This is a genomic window from Coprococcus sp. OM06-34AC (assembly GCF_003462545.1).
Classification (GTDB): Bacteria; Bacillota; Clostridia; order Lachnospirales; family Lachnospiraceae; genus Coprococcus; species Coprococcus aceti.
In genome coordinates, this window is the sequence record NZ_QTZF01000003.1 from 176065 (window position 1) to 199187 (window position 23123).

The 23123-nt window shown below is 44.8% G+C and carries 18 protein-coding genes and 1 pseudogene; 10 read left to right on the top strand and 9 right to left on the bottom strand.

Annotation, left to right across the window (positions count from 1 at the left end):
• Window positions 1-46: 46 nt before the first annotated feature.
• Window positions 47-457, bottom strand: a pseudogene (locus DXB91_RS06860) (DUF6198 family protein); the annotation flags it as partial.
• Window positions 458-711: 254 nt separating this feature from the next.
• Between DXB91_RS06860 and DXB91_RS06865 the strand changes: the two are divergent.
• The 8 genes from DXB91_RS06865 (at window position 712) to trpS (ending at window position 9316) form a co-directional block, all read left to right on the top strand.
• The gene (locus tag DXB91_RS06865; RefSeq protein ID WP_118017229.1) at window positions 712-1587 is read left to right on the top strand and encodes a LysR family transcriptional regulator; all 876 of its coding nucleotides are present in this window, start codon (window positions 712-714) and stop codon (window positions 1585-1587) included.
• A 127-nt stretch (window positions 1588-1714) separates the two neighbouring features.
• On the top strand, window positions 1715-3379 hold the full coding sequence (locus DXB91_RS06870) for a GGDEF domain-containing protein (RefSeq protein WP_118017231.1): 1665 nt from the start codon (window positions 1715-1717) through the stop codon (window positions 3377-3379).
• Window positions 3380-3507: 128 nt separating this feature from the next.
• Window positions 3508-4839: an MATE family efflux transporter gene (locus DXB91_RS06875; protein ID WP_118017233.1), complete on the top strand. Its 1332-nt coding sequence runs from the start codon at window positions 3508-3510 to the stop codon at window positions 4837-4839.
• 208 nt (window positions 4840-5047) lie between these two features.
• Window positions 5048-5719, top strand: a complete 672-nt coding sequence (locus DXB91_RS06880; RefSeq protein ID WP_243003538.1) for an AzlC family ABC transporter permease — start codon at window positions 5048-5050, stop codon at window positions 5717-5719.
• A gap of 9 nt (window positions 5720-5728) precedes the next feature.
• A complete protein-coding gene (locus DXB91_RS06885) occupies window positions 5729-6052 on the top strand; it encodes a branched-chain amino acid transporter permease (protein ID WP_118017235.1) in 324 nt (107 codons plus the stop codon).
• Window positions 6053-6273: 221 nt separating this feature from the next.
• The gene (locus DXB91_RS06890) at window positions 6274-7173 is read left to right on the top strand and encodes a serine O-acetyltransferase (RefSeq protein ID WP_004849988.1); all 900 of its coding nucleotides are present in this window, start codon (window positions 6274-6276) and stop codon (window positions 7171-7173) included.
• Window positions 7174-7184: 11 nt separating this feature from the next.
• Window positions 7185-8159 (top strand): ATP-dependent 6-phosphofructokinase, encoded by a 975-nt coding sequence (locus tag DXB91_RS06895; RefSeq protein WP_015533735.1) that lies wholly within the window; start codon window positions 7185-7187, stop codon window positions 8157-8159.
• Window positions 8160-8254: 95 nt separating this feature from the next.
• Window positions 8255-9316, top strand: a complete 1062-nt coding sequence (gene trpS, locus DXB91_RS06900) for a tryptophan--tRNA ligase (protein WP_118017237.1) — start codon at window positions 8255-8257, stop codon at window positions 9314-9316.
• A 191-nt stretch (window positions 9317-9507) separates the two neighbouring features.
• Here trpS and DXB91_RS06905 read toward each other — a convergent pair whose 3' ends face one another.
• The 5 genes from DXB91_RS06905 to DXB91_RS06925 all read right to left on the bottom strand — a co-directional run bounded on the left by DXB91_RS06905 (window position 9508) and on the right by DXB91_RS06925 (window position 17648).
• Window positions 9508-11625, bottom strand: a complete 2118-nt coding sequence (locus tag DXB91_RS06905; RefSeq protein WP_118017239.1) for a YhgE/Pip domain-containing protein — start codon at window positions 11623-11625, stop codon at window positions 9508-9510.
• Window positions 11622-12218, bottom strand: coding sequence for a hypothetical protein (locus tag DXB91_RS06910; protein WP_118017241.1), 597 nt, complete (start codon window positions 12216-12218; stop codon window positions 11622-11624). The genes DXB91_RS06905 and DXB91_RS06910 overlap by 4 nt, the downstream gene beginning before the upstream one ends.
• 21 nt (window positions 12219-12239) lie before the next feature.
• Window positions 12240-14381, bottom strand: a complete 2142-nt coding sequence (locus DXB91_RS06915) for a YhgE/Pip domain-containing protein (protein WP_118017243.1) — start codon at window positions 14379-14381, stop codon at window positions 12240-12242.
• 86 nt (window positions 14382-14467) lie between these two features.
• A complete protein-coding gene (locus DXB91_RS06920) occupies window positions 14468-15814 on the bottom strand; it encodes a glutamate-5-semialdehyde dehydrogenase (RefSeq protein ID WP_117550794.1) in 1347 nt (448 codons plus the stop codon).
• Window positions 15815-16055: 241 nt separating this feature from the next.
• Entirely contained in the window at window positions 16056-17648 is a 1593-nt protein-coding gene (locus DXB91_RS06925; protein WP_118017245.1) for an alpha-amylase family glycosyl hydrolase, read from the bottom strand.
• 512 nt (window positions 17649-18160) lie between these two features.
• On the opposite strand from DXB91_RS06925, the gene DXB91_RS06930 reads away from it, so the two are divergent.
• Window positions 18161-19663 (top strand): sodium-dependent transporter, encoded by a 1503-nt coding sequence (locus DXB91_RS06930; RefSeq protein WP_118017247.1) that lies wholly within the window; start codon window positions 18161-18163, stop codon window positions 19661-19663.
• 205 nt (window positions 19664-19868) lie between these two features.
• Here DXB91_RS06930 and DXB91_RS06935 read toward each other — a convergent pair whose 3' ends face one another.
• From DXB91_RS06935 to DXB91_RS06945, 3 genes are all read right to left on the bottom strand, one after another.
• Entirely contained in the window at window positions 19869-20579 is a 711-nt protein-coding gene (locus DXB91_RS06935; protein WP_022217312.1) for a DUF3800 domain-containing protein, read from the bottom strand.
• Window positions 20580-20625: 46 nt separating this feature from the next.
• The gene (locus DXB91_RS06940) at window positions 20626-21051 is read right to left on the bottom strand and encodes an FKBP-type peptidyl-prolyl cis-trans isomerase (protein WP_004850005.1); all 426 of its coding nucleotides are present in this window, start codon (window positions 21049-21051) and stop codon (window positions 20626-20628) included.
• A 73-nt stretch (window positions 21052-21124) separates the two neighbouring features.
• On the bottom strand, window positions 21125-21484 hold the full coding sequence (locus DXB91_RS06945) for a VOC family protein (RefSeq protein ID WP_117550788.1): 360 nt from the start codon (window positions 21482-21484) through the stop codon (window positions 21125-21127).
• 192 nt (window positions 21485-21676) lie between these two features.
• Here DXB91_RS06945 and DXB91_RS06950 point away from each other — a divergent pair, with 192 nt between their 5' ends.
• Entirely contained in the window at window positions 21677-22579 is a 903-nt protein-coding gene (locus DXB91_RS06950; RefSeq protein WP_118017390.1) for a deoxyribonuclease IV, read from the top strand.
• The last annotated feature ends 544 nt before the right edge of the window (window positions 22580-23123 follow it).

Consider the following 23123-nt stretch of genomic DNA (forward strand, 5'->3'; position numbering starts at 1 on the left):
TACCTCCACATTCTTTTTTATTTTGAATGTCCGCAAAATCCGTCCTACATCTGTTGGACAGTGCGATTCCGATACATATCAAAATGTAACTTATCACAAAGTAAAGGATTCTCCATGGGAGGGTAGTTGGCAAAGCCCCGATCCACATCTCATGGATATCTAGCATCTTGCCAAATACGAAACCAACTATGAAACTGCACAGGTACTGGGGGACAAATTTCCTTCGCATGATCATGAGAGTGAGAATAAGTACGCCCTGAAATATGTATGTCCAGGTTCCGAGAGTCAGTCTTGGAAGAACCAGCGAGAATGCGTATGGCACGCTGGATATTGCCGATATTCCTGCTGCAGAATAGAGCATGAGAACCACTCCGAAACTGTTGATGGTGACTGCTGTTATCAGGGCAATCTCGCCCCACATGTTATGCAGATGTGCATTTCCTGATTGAGTATTCATTTTCTGCTTTTCCTCATTTCTTTCATATACAATGCGTTTTATAACATATACTTTGATTTCCCCAGTATCAGGGGAGCTTTAATTGTCTAAGACTTCATATATATATCCCTGCGGTTTTTGATTGTAGCACCGACAACACCACATAACAAATAAATAGTTTTTATGGTTTGATAGATTTTGTCTATAAAAAATATTCGGATTGTATTAAAATATGAATAGGATCATGTATAAATAATGAAAAGGGGGAGTTATAAGTGAACCTGTCATATATTAGATATTTTGTTGAACTGGCCCATGTTCAGCATTACACAAATGCAGCCAGAAATCTGAATATAACGCAGCCAAGCCTCAGTCACGCAATATCCCAGCTTGAGGAAGAACTTGGGGTAATGCTTTTTGAAAAGAATGGGCGCAATACGGAGCTCACTGCATTTGGCAGAGAATTCCTTGCATGTGCAGAGCATTCGCTTGGCACGCTTGATGCGGGGGTGGAGTCCATACAAAAAGAGGCTGCCGGGGATGGCGTGATACGGCTTGGACTTATAAGACCTCTTGGAATGGAATTTGTACCGCGTCTGGCAGCAGAATACCTGAAGAAGGATGAAAACAGAAATGTGTCGTTTACATTTCACACAGGAACCACAGGACAACTGCTCGATGATCTTGCAGCCAGAAAATATGACATGGTTTTCTGTTCGAGACCGCCAGAGACGATGGGATTTTCCGCCATTCCTGTCGGCAGACAGGATCTTGTTGTCATAGCACCGTCAGGACATCCATTGGCAGACAGAGATTCGGTGACGCTCGAGGATACACTTGGATATAAACATGTATATTTTTCGAAGGGATCCGGAATGAGAAGTCTGGTGGATGAGATGTTTGAAGGACTTGGCAAAGCTCCTGAGATAGCATGCGAAACGGAGGAGGATGAGGTCATAGCCGGACTTGTGGCAGCAGGGTTTGGAATAGCGGTAGTCCCTTACATGGATATGCTCAAAAGACTTGATGTGAAGGTTCTTAGCATAAAATATCAGACGGTTGACAGGCTTTATTATGTTGTTCATGACAGCCGGACATATATGTCTCCTGCGGCGACAAAATTCCATAAATATGTGTTATCTTGCAATTGACAAATGAAAGAACGATATATAGAATGATTCTCATGTAAACCTGTAAATTTTTGAAAAATGTTGCACAAATCAAGTTGTACAATTATCACGATGAATCGCCAATGAAATATAAGGGGGCGCATAGTTAGTGGATAGGACTGCTGTATTTAATATAGCATTTGAAATGTGGGGAATACTAATTTGTCTGTTTGCATTTGTGGTTATATTCCTTCAGAAGAATAATAATAGAGATAAAAAGAATGTGAGTCTATGTATGGAGGCTGCATGTATCATCCTGCTGGCTGCAGATATGTTGTCATGGTATTATCAGGGAAAAACAGGACAGACAGCCTATTACATGCTGAAGATAAGCAATTTTGCCGTGTTCTTTATCAACTATTTATATATGACTCTGTTTACGTTTTATCTTCTTGTCATTCTCAACAGAGGAGAGACGAAGATGCCAGCGAAAGCAAGGGGCGTGGTAGTTCTGAGTGCTGCTGGGATAGTCCTGCTCATTATATCCCAGTTCAGTGACAAGCTGTTCTATTATATAGATGATAATAACTTCTATAACAGGAGCAGCGGTTATCTGTTGTCGCAGCTTATTGCAGCAGCAGGACTTGTTCTAAGTTTTTCGATACTTTTGCAGTATAAAAAAAGACTGGAAAAAAGAGTTTTCTGGTCAAGTGTTTTGTATTTTATCCTGCCATGTATATCCACGGTTGTTGTCATATTCTATTATGGGATTTCATTCCAGACAATATCTGTGGTTGCTTCTACACAGATCATGTTTGCAGTTGATATGGTCGAGATGGACAGATCACTTGCGAGATCCAGACAGGAGGTTGAGCGTACAAAGTACGAGGCTGAGCATGATCTTCTGACCGGCATGTACAACAAGACAGCCGGAATGCAGAGGATAAGAGAGTATATAGATAACATGACTGACGAAGATAGTGCTTCTCTTGTATTTGTGGATATAGATGATTTTAAGAGTGTAAATGATACATATGGTCACGCAGTTGGTGATTACTGGATTGAGAAGGTGGCAAAGTTTCTCCGGAGTGACTGCTATGAAGAGGACGTTGCCTGCAGGTATGGTGGAGACGAGTATGTTGTGCTTCACAAGGGCTTATCGGATATATCTGTTCTGGAGTCAAAGGTGATAAGATTTGCCAGAAAACTTCAGCGCAAGACAATGGAGAGAGGGCAGAATGTCCATTGCAGTGCTGGTATATGTCAGATCAATGGTTCAGGATTCAGCACAGAAGAGTGTATGAATGTCGCGGACACTGCGCTGTATGAAGCAAAAAAGAAGGGCAAGAATGTCAGCGTGATCCACAGCATCAACAGGGATGGTACGGACAGAGTGACCGTACTTGACAAGATAGAGTCTGATATAAAAAAGGCTCAATCCAGGGTAGAGGCAAGGATCGCATATATGTATACTGATATTATATATGTTAATTATGAGAACGATAAATACCGTGTTATAAAAGGCGATTCTGAGCTGAACAATTCTGTATCTTGTGCGAATAACTACGATGAAGTAATTGGATTGATAAGTAACCGGTTTGACTCGGATCGGTCAAGAAAAATAGTCAGAGATTTTCTCAGCCGTGAGCGCATGGAGAGTTACACAGGCGGCAATACGGAATATCAGACAGAAAATTTCCTCAGAGGGGTTTTGTCAGTCAGCTGTGCAAACAACCATGGGGGTGCAAGTCTTATACATGCTATCCCGGTGGACGAGGATGGTGACAGAGGCTACTTTGTGGTCGTACAGGATCTTGACATATATGCTGGTTGAAGTATAAAATCATACATAATAATTTTAACGAAAACAAGTTGGTGGATTTTTCCGGATCAGGTCATCTTTTCGCCCCACAACCGCAAGGTTGTGGGGCTTTATTTATGCCATCCGGGGACGGAGGTTTTATGAACGAGAATTTTATGAAAGAAAAGCCGGTGTTCCCACTTTTGATGTCCATGGCACTGCCTATGGTTATATCGATGATGGTGAATGCTTTGTACAATATAGTTGACAGTTTCTTTGTGGCGAAGATAAGTGAGGATGCGATGACAGCACTTTCGTATGTATTTCCACTGCAGAATTTTGTAAATGCTGTGGCGATCGGATTTGGTGTTGGAATAAACGCGGTGATAGCCATATATCTTGGAGCCAAGGACAATGAGCGGGCAGATCGTGCAGCTAGTTGGGGGATGTTTCTTGCTGTTATACAGGGAATAGTGATGACAGTCGTGTGTATTGCCATCATTCCATCGTTTCTCAGAGCCTTCAAGGCAAGTGGAGACGTCCTTGACCTTGGCTGTCGTTATGCAGACATTGTATTTGGATTTTCTATAATTATTTCGGTTGATCTTGCATTTGAGAAGGTGTTCCAGTCGGTTGGACGCATGATAGTTACAATGGTTGGACTGATGGGCGGCTGCATTGTGAATATAGTGCTTGATCCGCTGCTGATATTCGGTGTGGGACCATTTCCTGAAATGGGTATAGAAGGCGCTGCACTGGCAACTGGCCTGGGACAGGTGTTTACACTGATCATTTATTTTATTGTGTACTTTGGAAGACCGATAAATGTGAAGTTCGGCATAAGGCATTTGCATGAGGGCGGTCTGATGGTGAAGAAGCTGTATGCCATAGGCATACCTGCTATACTCAATATGGCACTGCCTTCTCTGCTCACAAGCGCACTCAACGCCATACTCAGCATGTATTCGGCAACTTATGTCATGATCCTGGGCGTGTACTACAAGCTTCAGACCTTCCTGTATATGCCGGCAAATGGAATCATTCAGGGAATGCGCCCTATCATAGGATATAACTATGGTGCCGGAGAGCATGCAAGAGTGAAGAAGATATTCACCATAACGCTTGCATTAAATGTTGGAATCATGCTGGCTGGAACAGTTGTGTGCCTGCTCATCCCGGAAAGGCTTATAGGTATGTTTACAGAGAATGTGTCTACAATAAATGCAGGTGGAACAGCACTGCGCATCATATGCGCCGGATTTGTAGTGTCGGCTGTGTCGGTAACTGCATCGGGGGCACTTGAGGGATTGGGAAAGGGAACTCCGTCCCTGCTCATATCCCTGCTCAGATATGTGGTTGTCATAATCCCGGCTGCATGGATACTATCAAAACTTTGTGGTTTCGGACCTGCTGGTGTGTGGAATGCGTTCTGGGTAGCAGAGCTTATAACGGCGGTGTGTGCGGCGTTTATATATAGAGGGGCTGTGAGATGAGAATTTATACCTTTGAATGAGATGGCGGCATTGCCCAATAATATGCAGTATGTTAGAATGATCGTGGTTATCCTATAGAAATAGTAGGATAATTATGGCTGTTTTGTCTGCGTGGCAATAAGCCCCAAGTTTGTGCGGTGCTGATTTAGAGCTATTGTAATAAGTGAATTTGGAGACCGTCGCGCTGACTTTAGAGAAAGGAAAAATCGTGGGAAATATATTCAGAAAGGCATTCACAAAATCAATCCCGATCATGTGCAGCTATTTGTTCGTCAGCATGGCATATGGGATCATGATGGAGAATGCCGGATTCAAGTGGTATTATTCACTGCTGGTCAGTCTGACGGTGTACACAGGAGCGTACCAGTTTGTGCTTGTGACGCTGCTTTCAAGCGGAGCATCCATACTCACTATGGCACTCACTGCATTTCTGATGAACAGCAGGCAGAGTTTCTATGCTCTGACATTTGTGGATGAATTCAACCGTATGGGAAAACGGAAATTATATATGATACATACAATGACGGATGAGACTTATGCCGTGAACTGCACCCTGCCGGATACCGGTAAGGAGAAACAGGGCATCATGTTCTGGGTGGCTTTTTTGTCGAGGTGTTACTGGATGATCGGTGCGGTTGCCGGGGGGATCCTGGGTCAGATCATTCCATTTGACATGACGGGGATTGATTTCTGCATGACGGCACTGTTTGTCATCATATTTATCGATCAGTGGGAGAAGGCGGAGAGCCATATACCGGCGATTGCAGGAATTGTGATAGCGGCAGTGTGTCTGCTGGTAGTTGGACCGCAGTATTTCCTTTTGCCATCACTGATCATAGCGTCAGCGGTGCTTGTGGTGTGGAATACGAGGAGAAAGTAGGAATATGCTATGAATACAAGATACATATTAATAGGAATTGCGGTGTCGGCAGTTGTGACATTTGCACTGAGGGCACTTCCATTTGTCATATTTGGTGGAAAAAGACAGATGCCGGAGATGCTGGTAAAGCTTGGGAAGGTGCTTCCGGCGACCATCATGGCGGTGCTCATAGTGTACTGTTTGAAGGGGGCGGTGGCGGCTCCGGTGGCAACTGGAATACCAAGTCTCGTTGGCGTTCTGGTGACAGGCGGGACATACAAATGGAGGCACAATACGCTTCTGAGTATCCTGCTGGGAACTGCGAGTTATATGATTATGCTGCGCATAATGTAGATAATCATTTTTGGTTGATTGTTTTTAGCAGTAATCTCTGCAATCGGATTGCGGATAATTTGTACGCAGAATCCCACTATTGAATGAACGTGCATAATTTGTTAGAATAGCTGTGTGTTTATCGACTTAAGCACATATTATAATATGAAGATATCATCGCGGCAGATTTTGTCTGGGCAGGTGATATTGGGAGATATTATTAGAAAGGATCTGAATAAGTAATGGATAGATCAGATAAACAGAGAATTGAGGGGATCGTGCAGAGGATACTGGATGATTTCGGCGATGACAGAGCCATCAACAAGACGGATCTGTGCAACGAGCCGGATAAGACAGCCATTATCGATGTGATCGACAAACTCATGAAGATTCTGTATCCGGGTTATTACAGCGACAAGCTGTATAAGATATACAGCTTGAAGAATAACATGTCTGTTATCATAGAGGATGTAATATTCCATCTGAAGAAACAGATCATGATAGTTCTCAGGTATTGCAAAAAGTTTCCTGAGCTCACAGATGCTGAGCTTGAGGATAAGGCGATGGATATAACATATGAATTCATGGATAAGATACCTCAGATAAGAGACTATCTTGAGACTGATATCCAGGCGGCATTTGACGGAGATCCTGCTGCGGGCAGCAAGGATGAGGTCATACTTTCATACCCTGGACTGTATGCCATATCTGTATACCGTATGGCACATGAGCTTTGTCTGCTGGATGTGCCGATGATACCAAGGATCATGACTGAGCACGCCCACAGCGTGACCGGAATAGATATTCATCCGGGCGCCACCATAGGAAAGTATTTCTTTATTGACCATGGTACGGGAATCGTTATCGGCGAGACGACTATTATCGGCGAGCATGTGAAGATATATCAGGGCGTGACACTTGGAGGACTCTCTACACAGGGAGGTCAGAAGCTCAAGGGGGCCAAGAGGCATCCAACCATCGGTGACAATGTAACCATCTATTCAGGCGCGTCCATCCTTGGAGGCGAGACTATCATCGAGGACAACGTTGTTGTGGGTGGTAATACATTTATCACCAACTCAGTAGAGAAGGATACAAGGGTTACTGCCAAGAAGCAGGAGCTTCAGTATAAAAATAATTAGAGGACATACAAATGAGTGACATACGAAAGATAGCGGTTCTGACCAGCGGAGGAGATGCTCCGGGCATGAATTCAGCTGTTAGGGCTGTGGTTGTATCGGCCATCAACAGTGGAATAGAGATAGTCGGAGTGATGCGTGGTTACGAGGGACTTATCGACTGGGAGACACAGCCGCTCGGCCTGGCGGACGTCAGGAACATAAACAATCAGGGTGGAACGATACTTTTCACCAGCAGAAGCGAGAGATTCCTTCAGAAAGAATACCGCGAGCAGGCGGCAAAGAATCTGAGAGATCACGATATAGATGCGCTTGTTGCCATCGGTGGGGATGGAACACTCCGTGGAGCCATAGCATTTCAGAATGAGGGTATCAATACCATCTGCATCCCTGGAACAATAGACAGAGATGTTGCATGTTCTGAGTATACGCTGGGATTTGACACAGCGGCGAATACAGCCATGGAGGCCATTGACAGGATAAGAGATTCATCGGTTTCCCACGGACGATGCAGCGTCGTGGAGGTCATGGGACGAAAGAGAGGCTATATAGCGCTCTGGGCAGGCATGGCGACATCAGCTGATGCCATCATAATTCCTGAAAAATGGGATGGTGACTATGACAGTATCATAGATACGATAAAGGCAAAGCATGCTGACGGAAGGAACAGCTATCTGGTGGTTGTGGCCGAGGGTGTTACAGATGCTCCAGAGCTTGCACAGATGATTCTTGATAAGACTGGTATAGAGTCGAGGGTATCGGTGCTTGGCTATATACAGAGAGGCGGACAGCCAACGGCAAAGGACAGGATGTATGGCTCACTCATGGGTGCGTATGCCGTTGATGTACTCAAGAAGAACAAGGCAAATCGTATGATAGCTATCAAGAACGATATACTTATAGACTATGATATAAAAGAGGCAATTGATATACAGAACAATCAGATCGATTCCTTCCAGTATGAGCTGAGTAAGCTGCTGGCCGAGTAATCGGTGAGGCTGGCAGTGGGTAAAAAATAAGCTGACTGATTATAAAGAGATATATAAATGACAGGTATAAAAGATACAATATAAAGGAGAAGGTTATGAAACAGGTAATATTAACAGGCGACCGTCCTACGGGCCGTCTTCATGTGGGACATTATGTAGGATCACTTAAGAGAAGAGTCGATCTTCAGAATTCAGGAAAGTATGATGAGATTTACATCATGGTGGCTGATGCGCAGGCGCTTACAGACAACGCAGAGCATCCTGAGAAGGTCAGACAGAATATTATGCAGGTTGCTTTGGATTATCTTGCCTGTGGCATAGATCCAGAGAAGTCTACTATATTCATCCAGTCAATGGTACCAGAGCTCACAGAGCTCACATTCTACTATATGAACCTTGTAACAGTGGCAAGAGTCCAGAGAAATCCTACCGTTAAGGCAGAGATCAAGATGAGAAACTTCGAGGCAAGTATCCCTGTTGGATTCTTCTGTTATCCTATCAGCCAGGCTGCAGATATCACAGCATTCAAGGCCACAGAGGTTCCTGTTGGAGAGGATCAGATGCCTATGATCGAGCAGTGTAAGGAGATCGTTCACAAGTTCAATTCGGTATACGGTGAGACACTTGTTGATCCAAAGATCGTTCTTCCTGACAATGAGGCATGTCTCAGACTTCCAGGTACAGATGGTAAGGCCAAGATGAGTAAGTCACTTGGAAACTGTATCTACCTGTCAGAGGAGCCTGCAGATATCAAGAAGAAGGTTATGTCCATGTACACAGATCCAAATCACATCCGTGTTGAGGATCCGGGACAGGTTGAGGGCAACTCTGTATTTACTTATCTTGACGCATTCAGCAAGCCAGAGTATTTCGAGGAGTTCCTTCCAGACTACAGTGGTATGGATGAACTTAAGGAGCACTACAGCAGAGGTGGTCTCGGCGATGTAAAGGTCAAGAAGTTCCTGAACAATGTTCTTCAGGCTGAGCTTGCACCTATCAGAGAGCGTCGTCAGATGTGGGAGAAGAGACCACAGGATGTATATGACATCTTAAAGAGTGGCAGCGAGGTTGCCAGAGCAAAGGCAGCAGAGACGCTTGCAGATGTGCGCCGTGCGATGAAGATAGATTACTTCGAGAACGACAATCTGTTCAAGTAAGAAATAATATAACTTTTAGCTGAATTATATATGAAAAGAGGATAAAATTCTCGTCAAATGTCCTGAAAAGTGATATTTGGGACAAAGCAAGGGAATTTTATCCTTTTTTCATGCAAATAATCATTTTAGAGATATTTTTGTGCTACAACCTCACCACAACGGCTTCATACGGATACTACCTGAGGCGTTAATTATATAAACAATCCGGATTTCTCCTTGCTGTGCTCAAGCTTGTCAAGAAGCTTTGCACAAGGCTTGGCGAGCAGCAGTCCGATGACCGCTGAGATCGCAACATATATCAGCAGGGTGGCAAGACATTTGCCGTAGGTGTGCTGATACATTCCGGCGACACATTCCCTGAGGGCGTTCATGCAGTATGAGAACGGCATGAATTTGTACAGGTACTGGTACACTGATGGGAGCACTTCCACAGGGAAGGTTCCACCTGCTCCCGCAACCTGAATGACCATGATGATCACGGCGATGGCCTCACCGATATTGCCAAATGCCACGGTGAGAGAGTAGATAAGGAATGTAAATACAAAGCTCGTCATCATGGCGGCCAGAGTAAATGCTATCGGGTGCCTGCACTGTATTCCCACGTAGAACAGGTCACCCATAACGGTTATGATTGTCTGGACCTGTCCGATGACGAAGAAGTTAAGATATCTTCCGAAGAACTTCTGGTAAGGCTTCACGCCCTCAAGCTCTTCATTGTCCTTGACCTTAACGTGTATGAGTGCCACAAGTATGAGAGCACCGACCCACAGGGCAAGGACTGTGTAGAATGGTGCCATGGCTGATCCGTAGTTGGATATCTCGTATACAGCAACTGTGTTCATCTGTACCGGTGATGAGATGAAATTCACTATCACCTGTGGATTGTCCTTGATGGCATTTATGAAATCCTGGTAGCTGCTGTTAGACGTGATCGTCTGTATGTCGGCCTTGATCTTGTCTATGCTTTCTTTGAGATCCTTCAGACATTTGATCGTTCCTGCTATGTCTGAGGTTCCATCCTTCAGAATGTCCTGATACTCGGTCAGGGACTTGCTGATATCGTTGAAGTTTCCCGGAACATTTGCCAGTACATTCTGCGCCTGAGTTAGCGATGACTGGATATTCTCTAACGAAGATTTCAGTTCAGGCGAAAGTTCGTTATTTATGAGATCCTTCACTGAAGCAATGTCATTTGTACACTTCTTTATGTCGGACGATACCGCTTTTTTCAGTGATGCAAATTCTTCGTCCGACAGGCTTGTGTCGGATACAAGCTTTGCTAAGTCTTCGTTCAGATTTTCAAACTGAACTTTGGCATCCGATACTATAGGTGACTGGGCTTCGATCAATCGGTTTATGGTGTCCAGAACATTGGTGCCAAGGGAACCATTGAGGTCAGTTTCGATTGACACTGATCCGATATCGCGGGTTCTTGAGAGGCTGTCCACGGTTTTACCAAGCTCTGTGAGTCTGTCAGAGATCATGTCGAGACCTGTGTTCAGCAGTGATATCGAGGTGTCTGCAACGTCGCTGCTTATGCCTGCGCTGTCACTCAGATTTCCAAGACTGCTTGAGCCGCTCTGTGCCATGCTGTCTATGCTTGGAAACAGAAGTTGAGTGGTATCGATGGCATCTGATGCAGACCCTGTGAGCAGTGAGAATGTATTCAGCATATAGACGTAATTGTCAAGCGTGGATGAGATCTGTACCAGCTTGCTCTCAAGACCGGCAACGAGGTCTGAACCGTCTATGTTATTTCCAGAAATGAAATCTCCGGCATTTGCAAATACCTCGGTCAGCGTGCTTATGATCTTTGTGTTTATCTCGTTTTGGACGGTCGTCTTGACCTTGCCGGTTATCTTGGTGGCAATGGCGTTCTTCTTGCTGTTCTCGTAGTATTCGATATTTGGATTGACGATGTTGCCATTTAGTATACTGAGCATGTTCGCCGTGAAGTCCTTTGGTATGATTATTCCGGCATAACATTCCCCGCTGGCGATGAGTTCAAGTGCCTCATCTTTATTATCGGCAAATGTCCAGTCGATAGTGTTGTTGTTTTCAAGACTTTCGATCACCATGTCTCCGATGGTCAGATTTATTCCGCTCATCTCGATTCCCTCATCCTCAGAGTAGACGGAGATCTTCATGAGTGAGGTGGCGGACTCTCCATACGGATCCCAGTTTGACAGGATGTTGAACCACGCATACAGAGAAGGGATTATACACAGACCCATGACTATGGACAGTGCGACAACATTTGTGGTGATCCTGCGCAGATCAGATATGTATACACGCCAAATGTTTTTCATGATAATTCCTCCTTGTCAGCTTCTGTGTTTTCTGTGGCTTCATCCTGTTCATCCGTCCGGACCGAGTCGCCATGTTCATCTGTCTGAACTGTCTCGTTTTGCTCATCAGACTGCACAGACACACTCTGATCATTCTGCACAGCCTCAGCCATCTCAGCCACCTTGTCCTGCACGGCGGTGATCTGTGTCTGAATGTCTGTTTTTACATTTGTTATTATGTCGTCCAGCTTCTTCTTCGGTGCAGCGACTTTTGTATATATGCTGTTGATGTCGATGAGACCGTCAATATTATCTTCCGTATCCTGAAGCGAGTTAACCATCTCCTGTACCTTGTAATCCGAGTATTCCACATGTATCAGATACGCCGCGATTATGAACAGGCTGGCGATCCACAGAACAAGAAATATGATCTTGGAGCTGCCGGTCAGAAAGAGCAGGATAAGGAAGCATGCGGGAACAGTGAATATACACTTAATACCCGCCTTCAGCTTTTTTACATTTTCTGCATGGGCATTGTCTCTGAATGCAAGCACCCGGGACTTTATGTCAGATGGCTCGGTGCTGGTTGTATTTGAATTTATATCTTCGTTCATGGGTGTTCCTCCTTATTTGCATTACATCATATCCGTATCTTCCATACGTTTCTCGATGAAGTGCATGATATGGATAAATGGTTTTCTGATTATAAGTCCTATGACCAGTGCAACCACAATGAAAATTGACAATTCAAGCAGATATTTGAACATGTCTGCGTGATACATTCCGCCAATACATTCACGCATTGCATTTATCGCATATGGGAATGGGAAGAATATGTACACCTGTCTGAAGAAGTTCGGAAGAGCCTCTATAGGGTAGGTTCCACCGCTCCCCGCTATCTGCAGCACCATGATCACAACAGCGAGGGCCTTGCCTATGTCGCCAAATGATATGGTGAGTGAATATATCAATATTGAAAATGTCAGCCCTGTGAGTGCCGCAGTTGCCCAGAATGCAAATGGGTGCAGACACTGTATCTTCAGCAGGAACAGATCTCCAAGCACTATGACCAGAACCTGAAGCTGAGACAACAGGAAGAAAATAAGGTATCTTCCAAAGAACAACTGGTGTGGTCTGGCATCCTTCAGATAGTCCGCATCCTTCACATGCACCTTCATGAGGGAGACGAGAATTGTCATTCCGACCCAGATGGCAAGCACTGAGTAAAATGGTGCCATGGACGAACCGTAGTTGGCAATGCTGTAGTAGTAATGCTCCTCGACGGCAACAGGCTTTGACAGGAATGACGCCAGCGCCTCTGAGTCTCCATTGAGGAAGGCGATGATCATGTCGGTCACCTCGCTGTCGGCGGCCTTGTTTATCTCGTCTGTGGCGGTCTGGATCTTGTCCCTGATGTCGCTTATGAGATCAGAGAGATCTGAGAGACTGGTGTTCATTGATGCAATGGTAACCTTATAATTGTCAAATACAGAGCTTGCACTGTTTATGGTAGAATTCAGGGTATTTAACAGATCCTGAGCGTTTTTCAGTGCATTTTTGATGTTCAGGATTATGTTGTCCATGTCAGGAATGACCTGACTGGTAAATGTATCGTCGATGTCTGAGACAGAGTCGATGATCTGGTCGAGCTTATCTGATACGGCATTTTCTGCATTTGTGATCGCAGACATATCCAGACTATCGATGGTGTCAGCGGTGAGAGAGGAAATTTTCTTAACCTCTGTTTTCAGCTTGTCAAGTTTGTTGAGGGCATCTGAAACCTCATTCGTGTTGCTTATGTCAAGAGATTTGATATATTCGTCGACTGCATCGATCTTCTGCTGAAGTTTGTCTGCATCTGCCTTGATATTCTCAAGATCGGCAGATATGTTCTCTGCATCATCCTTCATATGGATAAGCTTTGTAGAGCTTTTCAGATTCTGTATGTCCTGCGCGATGCTGTCGATCTGATCCTGAAGAGAATTCCTGACAGTGTAGTAGGTTGAGCCCACTGAGTCTATATCAGACATGCTTGAATCAATGGCGGAACCCGCATCGGACAGAAGCTTGCTGCTCTTGTCAGTTGCGTCCTTGAGCTTTGTGCTGGTCTTGAGTTTGTTATTTGCCTTGATTATGGAATCTATGGTTTTCTGATATCCGGCGAGATTGTCATCGACGGTTTTGAGTGCTGTGATGAAGTCCGTTCCCTTGAGATCCTTCGACAGATCTGTGTCGGAGTCGTCAATGGCAGTGATAAGCTTCTGTGATATCGCCTTGACGTAGGTCTCGTTGATACTTGTCTTGAGAGTAGAGACCGCGGTGTCGGTTATCTTAGGTGCCACGGCATTTTTCTTCTCATTTTCATAGTAGGTGAAGCTTGGATTTACGAAGTTGTCCGTCAGGGCATTGAACATGTTGTAGGAGAAATCCTCATCAATGACGACGGCGGCATAGTATTTGCCTGATTTCACACCGTCGATGGCGGACTTTTCAGAATCTGGGAATACCCATCCGATACTGGTCTGGCTTTTCAGTTTATCAGCCACGGACTGACCCATGTTCATCTCGTTGCCGTCTGCGTCTGTGTAGCCCCTGTCCAGGTTGACGACGGCGATATTGATATTGCCAGTATTGGCATATGGATCCCAGTTTGCAAATATGTTGAACCATGCATACAGCGCAGGCAGTATGCACAGTCCAACGGCGAGAACTATTGTGAGTATACTTTTTTTGATACCGATCAGGTCGTTTTTGAATATTTTCAGTATTGTTTTCATTTTTATGTAATTCCTATTTATATAGTAAATGCATCAGCGAGGACTGATGTACATGAGAAAGTCCCCGCTGATGATCGTTCATTATTCTACAGGTCTTTGAAATGGAACTGCTTCTTTCCGGTTGCGTAGTCATCAACTATCTGTCCATGTCCGTAAAGCTTGTATTTGTAAGTTACAAGTCCCTCAAGTCCTACAGGGCCTCTTGCATGGATCTTGCTTGTGCTGATTCCGACCTCTGCGCCGAAACCGTATCTGAAGCCATCGGCAAATCTTGTGGAGCAGTTCTGGTATACTCCCGCCGAGTCGACAAGCTGCATGAAGAGGTCGGCAGTGTCGGCATTTTCAGTCACGATACAGTCAGTATGGTGTGAACCGAAGTGGTTGATGTGTGAGATAGCCTCCTGGACATTGTTCACGATCTTGACTGAGAGTACCAGGTCAAGATACTCTGTATTGAAATCGTCGTCTCCCATGATCTCAAAAACGTTCTGGCTGTCAGTTGCGGCATTCGTATGTGAACCATTGGCCTGACCGTCAGCTGTGTATGCCCGTTTGATGATCTCCGCTGCCTCTGCGGTTCCGCGTAGCTTTACACCATTCTCCCTGAGAGCTTTAGCCATGACTGGAAGCATTTCATTTGCCACATCCCTGTGGATGAGAAGTGTCTCCGTTGCGTTGCAGGCAGCGGTGTACTGTGTTTTTGCATCTATGATGATAGGGATAGCCTTCTCTATATCTGCATCCTTGTCTATGTATGTGTGGCAGATTCCGTCTGCGTGTCCCATGACAGGAATCTTGGTGTTGTTCATTATATACTGCACAAATGCATTTGAGCCTCTAGGTATGAGCAGGTCAACGGACTTGTTGCATGACAGAAGCTCATCGATCTCGTTGTGCTGGCTTGCCTGGAGCATGCAGCCCTCTGGTGCTCCGTTTGCAACGGCTGTGCTGTAGATCACATCGAAGAGAGCCTTGTTGGTGTTGGCAGTTTCCTTGCCACCCTTGAGTACTGCGCAGTTGCCGCTCTTGATGCACAGAGAAGATATCTGCACAAGTGCGTCTGGCCGTGCTTCGAATATAATACCGATGACACCGATCGGGCAGGAGACTCTCTGAAGGACCAGCCCCTCGTCAAGCTCTCTCTTGAGCTGGATCTGTCCAACCGGATCAGGGAGCTTTATGAGCTCATCGATTCCATTTGTCACGTCAGCGAGCTTGTGCTCGTCGAACTTCAGTCTCTTCTTGACTGATGCTGCGATCCCGTTCTCCTCGGCAGCAGCCATGTCCTTTGCATTTGCCGCAAATATCTCATCCTTATGTGCGATGAGTGCGTCCTTTACATGTACTAGTATATTGTTTCTTGTATCTTCTGAAAGTGCAGCCATTTTGTAGCTGTCAGCCTTCATGATGCTTGTAGCTTCCTGCATGTTCATAATATTGTTCTCCTTTATAATCCGGTATGTCATGTGCACTTATTCTGTCGTGGCACATGAGCATATAATCCATTAAATATTACCACAAGTTTGGGGAGATGACCACAGGGAAGAAGATAAAAAGAGGCCATCGCATAATATGAGCAACCCACATGGAAAATGAAATCTCCGTTGTGTATGATTGTCATATTATGTAATGACCTTTTTATATGGTTATTGAGTTGTTATATATTGCTCCAAATTAGCAGCTTATCACAACAAAGCTCTGTGCCGGAAGAGTGATAACTCCGTCAGCGATACCTGGCTGTGTGCCGTTTATTGCTATAGAATAGATAACCTTTGCGTCACCAGTCAGCTCAGCAAGCTTCCTTGACTGGGTGTCTGTATTCTTAGGGTTCACTGCAAGGAGTAGATTCCCTCTCTTATATACAAGTGGCTTTCTGCTGATGATCTCAAGGTTACTCTTGTCTAGCAGATCCGCCTGTGAACGTCTGAGAGAAGTGAGGGCCTTCACTGTATTGAGCAGGGAGTTCTGATCTGCCTCGGAAGCCTCAACATTTGCGGCATTTTCTGCAGGATCAACCGGCAGATAGAGCTTGTCGGCAGGCGCTGATGAGAAGCCCATGTTGTCACCGCTTGTCCACTGCATAGGAGTTCTTGAGCCGGTTCTTGTAAATCCGCCCTCCTTGCTTGCCATGCTTCTGAATTTCATAGCAATCTCATCGCCATAGTAGATGAATGGATTGCCAGGCATTGTCAGGAAGAATGCGTAGGCAAGCTTTAACTCATCCTCCGAGAGTCCGTAGCTGATACGTGTAGTGTCGTGATTTCCTGTGATGAGGGCTATAGCACCCTTGTCCTTTATCTGCTCGTATCTTCCCATGTATTCATCAATGAAGTGGTCGCAGGTTCCTTTGCTGTCAGCCTTGAAGAAGCTGTTGTTCTCCGTGCTGTCGTCAAGTGACTCTGGAAGAGATGCAAATGCATTCAGGTGAGCTTCGTAATCTCTTACCAGAGAGTTATATCCGTTGCCCATCCAGTCGAGATAGAAGTCCATGTCGAAGCCGGCCTTGATTGACTGTTCAGCCTTTCCCCACTCAGATACAAATGCTGACTCAGGGTACTCAGCGTGTATATCGCCGAGAATGTCCTGCCATACGGCAACAGTTCCGCTTTTATTCTCGTCATCATGTTTTACAAGTGAATCTGCCATATCTACACGGAAGCCGTCACAGCCCTTGTCGAGCCAGAAGCGGCATACGTCCTTCATAGCCTCTCTGGTTGCGATACATGCAGGATCGTACATGCTCTTGTGCCACTTTTCTGTTGGATTAAGCACTCCATAGTTGAGAGCCGGCTGGCACTTGAAGAAGTTGACGATGTAGGCACCGTTTCTTGGTGATTCTCCTGCGATGTAGTTGAGACCTGCACCGCCACAGAGCCATCCGTCAGTCCACATATATCTATCTGAGTATTCATTTGGCTCAGCTTTTTTGCTCTCGGTAAACCATGTATGCTCCTCAGATGTGTGGCCTGGAACCAGGTCGAGGAGAATGTGCATGTCCCTCTTGTGAGCCTCAGCGAAGAGGTTCTCTATGTCCTCCATTGTTCCGTATCTCTCGGCAACCTTCTTGTAATCCCTTACATCGTAGCCTGCATCGGAAAATGGTGAATCAAAGCAAGGATTCATCCAGATAGCGTTGCATCCAAGAGACTTGATATAGTCAAGCTTTGCAGTGATTCCGTTAAAATCACCGATACCGTCGCCGTTGGTATCGTAGAAACTCTGTGGGTATATTTCATAAAAAATTGCGTCTTTAAGCCATGTAGCCATAATAAATGTCCTCCTTATAAAAATGCAGCATGCGCATATAAATGCCCTTCGCGCGGCGCATGCGTTACTATTCGTTCTTCCATAATATGAGCAGCGCACTTGCAGCTATGCGCTGGTGGTTTAAGGTATAAGGTATAAGGTACTGCAAACCCACACAGAAATCTGCCTCAAAATACGGAGAACGATCTTATTAGTATTAAGAACATTCTACTCATTATAATAAAATATAATATGGAAAAATGTAATCCTTTATATGTAAATTAATAGATTTATTTTGCAGGAAAATATACTTGTTGAAAACGCACAGCAAACATAAAAATACCTGTATTTTATCTGGTTCAAATACTGGAAAAATTTGATTTAAACTGTAAAAGTTTAAACACACAAATGCTGTAATGTATGTTACAATCACAGGGTATGTGTCAGAATAAATGAAAAAACAATGCAGAATGTAATAGCTTGAAGTAAACATCTGACGCAAATAATACTGATATCTGTGAAAGGAAAAGTGTATGAGTAAAGAAAATAACAACGGCGACAGAGAAAAGTTCGCCTCCAGACTTGGGTTCATCCTCGTGTCGGCGGGATGTGCTATTGGCCTTGGAAATGTATGGAAGTTCCCGTATATATGCGGGCAGAATGGCGGAGCGATATTTATCGTGATATATCTGCTGTGTCTGTTGCTTCTGGGATATCCTATCCTTACCTGTGAGTTTGCGATAGGCAGAGGGAGTGGCAAGAGCGTTGGTTCAGCGCTTAAGGAGCTTGCGCCGAAGGGCGGCAACTGGCATAAATTCAGCTGGTATGCCTATGCCGGCAACTATCTGCTGATGATGTTTTATACTATGGTAGCGGGCTGGATGGTATACTATGTGTACGTCATGGGATCAGGACAGCTTCATGGTGGGTCAGTAGAAGCAATAGAAGACAAATTTACAGGGATGCTTGCATCACCGGGACTTATGGTCGCGATCACACTTGCGGTCATCGTGTGTTGTATAGGTATATGTTCACTGGGACTTCAGAACGGAGTGGAGAGGGTGACAAAGATCATGATGTTTGCACTTATAGTTCTGATGATAGTCATGGCAGTGAATTCGCTCATGCTCTCGGGCAACGAAGAAGGACTTAAGTTCTATCTTGTTCCAAGTATCGAGCGTGCAAATGCCAGAGGCTGGGGCAATGTATTATTTGACGCCATGACCCAGGCATTTTTTACACTCAGTGTAGGTATGGGATCCATGGAGATATTTGGAAGTTATATAGGCAAGGAGAGAAAATTGTCTGGCGAGGCGAAGAGTGTTATGTACCTTGATACATTTGTGGCACTCATGGCCGGAGTCATCATATTGCCAGCATGCTTTGCGTACGGGATCAGCCCGGACAAGGGACCATCACTTCTGTTTATGACCCTGCCGAATGTGTTCAACCACATGCCGGGAGGAAGAGTGTGGGGAATTCTGTTCTTCATATTCATGTCATTTGCGGCGCTTTCCACGGTTATCGCGGTGTTTGAGAATATCATATCGATAAGTATAGATATGTTTGGATGGAAGAGAAAGAAGTCACTTATTATAAATCTGATCGGGATATCAGTGCTCTCCCTGCCGGCTGTGCTTGGATTCAATGTGCTTTCAGGAATCACTCCGATGGGAGCGGGTACAAATATCATGGATCTGGAAGATTTTCTCGTATCGGGAAATATCCTCCCACTCGGATCATTACTTTTTGTCCTGTTCTGTACAAGAAAGAATGGATGGGGATTTGAAAACTTTGTCGCTGAGGCAGACACCGGTATCGGTAAGCCGTTTCCGCAGTACCTAAGAAAATACATGTCATACGTGCTGCCGCTTATAATTGTGGTAATCTATTTCAAGGGATACTACGATACATTTGCCCCGAAGGGACCAAAACTGCTGTGTATCTGGATGGGAGTTGCAGCATTGTTTGTTCTTTTCATAGGCTATCTGGCGTTTGGACATGGACGGGAGAGCAGGACAGATAAAAAAGAGTGAAAATTTCAGTGAATTTAACACGGACTTATTGTCTTTTGAAGCAAAACATGATATTATATAAGTACCAACAGTAAGTCCTTCGATAGTGCGTTTATCTATGTAAGTGTTCTGTGTGAGCATCGCTCGGAGGCAATTGGTATTTTAATAATATTTCAAAAAGGGATTGAAACCGCGATACAGATCGCAAGGTTCAATCCCTTTTTGATTATGTCAGCTCGTAAACACCCTTAAGTATCCCCAGTTCCCTCATAAGCTCCAGCTCATCAGTATAGTGTCCGGTCTGCAAGTGAGAATAGAACAGATTAGAAAATACATCCGCTATCTGCACAAATTTGTTGCAGGCCGAGTCAAAGTAGCTCACTGAGAAATTACCTGCGACCTGACCTGACAGTGAAAGCTCAGTGTTCAGATAATTTTCAAGGAATGATTTGTTCTCCACCCGCTCATTCCTCTCGTCAAGCTGCAGAAAGCAGTCCTCGTCAGGAAGATATCCATTCTGTATGAAGTAGAGCAGGGCAGATTTGATGGAGAAGTTGAATGTCCTGGAGATGTTGTCGAAGAAGCGGTTCGGCAGATTTTCATTCTTCATCATGATATAGTACACGTCAAAGTGATGCTTCCTGGAGAAGTAATCCACAAATATGTGCTTCATGTCTCTGTCAAATTGTGCACCTTTTAGTTCACGGAATTTGCCGTCCCGGAACATTCTCCCGCCGTGCTTGGTGATCTTGCCGGTCATGTCATCGACCTTGTCACTGTCCAGATCAAGAAGCATCTCATAGTTGGAAGAAATAAATCTCTTGTAAGCACGCTCAAGGGCGACGGGATCGAGGACATGGATCATAGACACCACGAAATACTGATCGTTTGTGGCATATTTATTGATAGAACCTGATTCGTCTATGTAAATGTTCACGATTCCTGCCCCCTTATATAATCGAATTCTTCGCCATGTCTAAGTGTTAATCCACTGATACAAGCTCTATCTTGAAGTTGAGCTCTTTGCCGGCCATCTCATGGTTTGCATCAAATGTGATGGATTCGTCATCTTTTTCAATGACCTTTACAAGGAACTGCTGTCCCATGGAATTGGCAAGGTATACCTGATTGCCGACCTCAAGATTCTCAGCGCCAGGCATATCTGCAAGAGGAGCCTTGATGATGGCCTCCGGGTCAGGCATTCCGTATGCGTCCTCAGGACGAAGATGTACATCGATGATATCGCCAACGTTCATGCCCTCAACTGCCTGATCAAATCCCGGAATCATCTGTCCTGCACCGCAAACGAACTCGATAGGCTCGCCTCTGTCATATGAAGAATCGAACTTTGTTCCGTCGTTGAATGTTCCTGTGTAGTGAACCTTACAGGTTCTTCCTGTGTTACTCATAAAAATTTGTCCTCCAATTGGGTAATATGTCATTAATTGTAACATGAAATAGAGGGAATGGATATAGGAAAAATTATGGCGTTCCGACCTCGATAAGATTGCCGTCAGGATCATAGAATCTGATGACTTTTTGTCCCCATGAATGAGTCATGAGACGATTGACATATTCAATGTTGTATGGCGACTCATCAAGTTTTTGTGCAAACTCCTCGATATTATTTTCTTCAAAATATAACTCCGAAGCATTGTTATGTGGAATTACAAGATTTTCAATGAATTCAGCCCAAATAGTTGCATCCTGAAGGACCAGCCCTCCCGTCAGGATCACATTTCCCTCGTTGTCCAAGATAACCTCAAGCCCGAAGATATCTTTGTAAAATTTTTTTGATCGTTCAATGTCATTTACGACGATTAGTACATTTTTTAATTGCATAGCGGTTTTCCCCCAAGTGTATAATATAAGTTGGTTTCTAGTGTTTAGTTTACCAAATGATTTGCAAACAGTCTACATAATATATGGTAAAATTAGAAAAAACTATTTATTGATTGCAGCGGCAGCGTATTGTGCAGTCGGCGAGGATAGAGTAAACTGAAACCAGTTTAGAATGAATGGAGATAAATTATGTTGAAATTAGGATGTCATGTGGGTATGTCGGGCAAGGAGATGATGCTAGGCTCAGTGAAGGATGCTGTGGCATTTGGCGCAAATACATTTATGCTCTACACAGGCGCACCACAGAATACGAGACGCAAGGATATATCGGAGCTTAGGATACAGGAGGCACATGAACTCATGGTTCAGAACGGCATAGAGGAGTTCGTGGTCCATGCGCCGTATATAATCAACCTTGCAAATACTGTGAATCCTGCAATCTATGAGATTGCAGTGGAATTTCTTGCAAAGGAGATTGACAGGGCGACAGCGATGGGATCACAGACCATAGTCCTTCATCCGGGCTCACATGTAGGGGAGGGCGTGGACAAGGGAATTGCAAGCATAGTAAAGGGCCTGAATGAAGTCCTGACCGCGGACACCGCATGCCACATAGCGCTTGAGACCATGGCGGGAAAGGGCAGTGAGATTGGAAGAAACTTTGAGGAGCTTACGCGAATCTATGATGGAGTGAGTCATAATGACAAGCTTCGTGTGTGCTTTGACACTTGTCACACCAGCGATGCGGGCTACGACATCATACATGATTTCGATGGAGTCGTGGAGAAGTTCGACAGACTCATCGGCAGAGATCAGATAGCCGTGTTTCACATGAACGACAGCAAGAACGAGCCGGGAGCGGCTAAGGACAGACACGAGAACTTTGGGTTTGGCAAGATAGGTTTTGAACCGCTCATGTACATCATGAACCACCCAGACTTCATGGAAGTCCCAAAGATCCTGGAATCCCCATACATCAAAGACCCGGAAAACAGCAAGAAAAGCTACGAGCCGTTCAAACGGGAGATAGCAATGATCCGAAATGGGAAATTCGATCCGAAGATGAGGGAGAAAGTGGTGGAAGATAACAGATAAAAAGGAGTTCTACTTAGTAGAACTCCCTGAATGTTTTCTTTCGGCATCTCTGCCTATCCGAGTTTTGGTAAACAAACAACCCTTATGAAGCTCAGCCATGCACTGTTTCCCGGAACATCACACGCATCATCACTTTACAGCCTGCTACGACTATTAAGTTTACGTCAGTCTGATAGGCAACTCCTGTCACCTGCATAACAGCGCTTTCGCCCTGTTTCTACTATTCATTATAAGCTGGGCCGCAAGAAAGGCAATAAACCTGTGGTTTACCCCCTGCATATCTAATGATAAGCCAAAACACAGGTAATCAGCCATTCATCTGATTCAAAAACTATAATAAAAGAGATGTATGTTGTGTATGGGCTATCGGTAGTGAAGACTGCCGAGCTTCAGAATTTTCCTGCCGAGCTGAAGACCGCAGCGCCCTTATCGCGGTCGTAAGCGAGTGCAAATGGAAAATTCTGAAGTGACAGCAGTCGAACGTGATAGCACATACACAACATACATCTCTTTTTTCATGAACTGAATACAGATGAAGGACTGA

Excerpts from the sequence above, each read along its gene's own strand:
- DXB91_RS06875 (WP_118017233.1), top strand. The coding sequence starts at position 3,508 with ATGAACGAGAATTTTATGAAAGAAAAGCCGGTGTTCCCACTTTTGATG.
- DXB91_RS06885 (WP_118017235.1), top strand. The coding sequence starts at position 5,729 with ATGAATACAAGATACATATTAATAGGAATTGCGGTGTCGGCAGTTGTG.
- DXB91_RS06890 (WP_004849988.1), top strand. The coding sequence starts at position 6,274 with ATGGATAGATCAGATAAACAGAGAATTGAGGGGATCGTGCAGAGGATA.
- DXB91_RS06895 (WP_015533735.1), top strand. The coding sequence starts at position 7,185 with ATGAGTGACATACGAAAGATAGCGGTTCTGACCAGCGGAGGAGATGCT.
- trpS (WP_118017237.1), top strand. The coding sequence starts at position 8,255 with ATGAAACAGGTAATATTAACAGGCGACCGTCCTACGGGCCGTCTTCAT.
- DXB91_RS06905 (WP_118017239.1), bottom strand. The coding sequence starts at position 11,625 with ATGAAAAACATTTGGCGTGTATACATATCTGATCTGCGCAGGATCACC.
- DXB91_RS06910 (WP_118017241.1), bottom strand. The coding sequence starts at position 12,218 with ATGAACGAAGATATAAATTCAAATACAACCAGCACCGAGCCATCTGAC.
- DXB91_RS06915 (WP_118017243.1), bottom strand. The coding sequence starts at position 14,381 with ATGAAAACAATACTGAAAATATTCAAAAACGACCTGATCGGTATCAAA.
- DXB91_RS06920 (WP_117550794.1), bottom strand. The coding sequence starts at position 15,814 with ATGAACATGCAGGAAGCTACAAGCATCATGAAGGCTGACAGCTACAAA.
- DXB91_RS06925 (WP_118017245.1), bottom strand. The coding sequence starts at position 17,648 with ATGGCTACATGGCTTAAAGACGCAATTTTTTATGAAATATACCCACAG.
- DXB91_RS06930 (WP_118017247.1), top strand. The coding sequence starts at position 18,161 with ATGAGTAAAGAAAATAACAACGGCGACAGAGAAAAGTTCGCCTCCAGA.
- DXB91_RS06940 (WP_004850005.1), bottom strand. The coding sequence starts at position 21,051 with ATGAGTAACACAGGAAGAACCTGTAAGGTTCACTACACAGGAACATTC.
- DXB91_RS06945 (WP_117550788.1), bottom strand. The coding sequence starts at position 21,484 with ATGCAATTAAAAAATGTACTAATCGTCGTAAATGACATTGAACGATCA.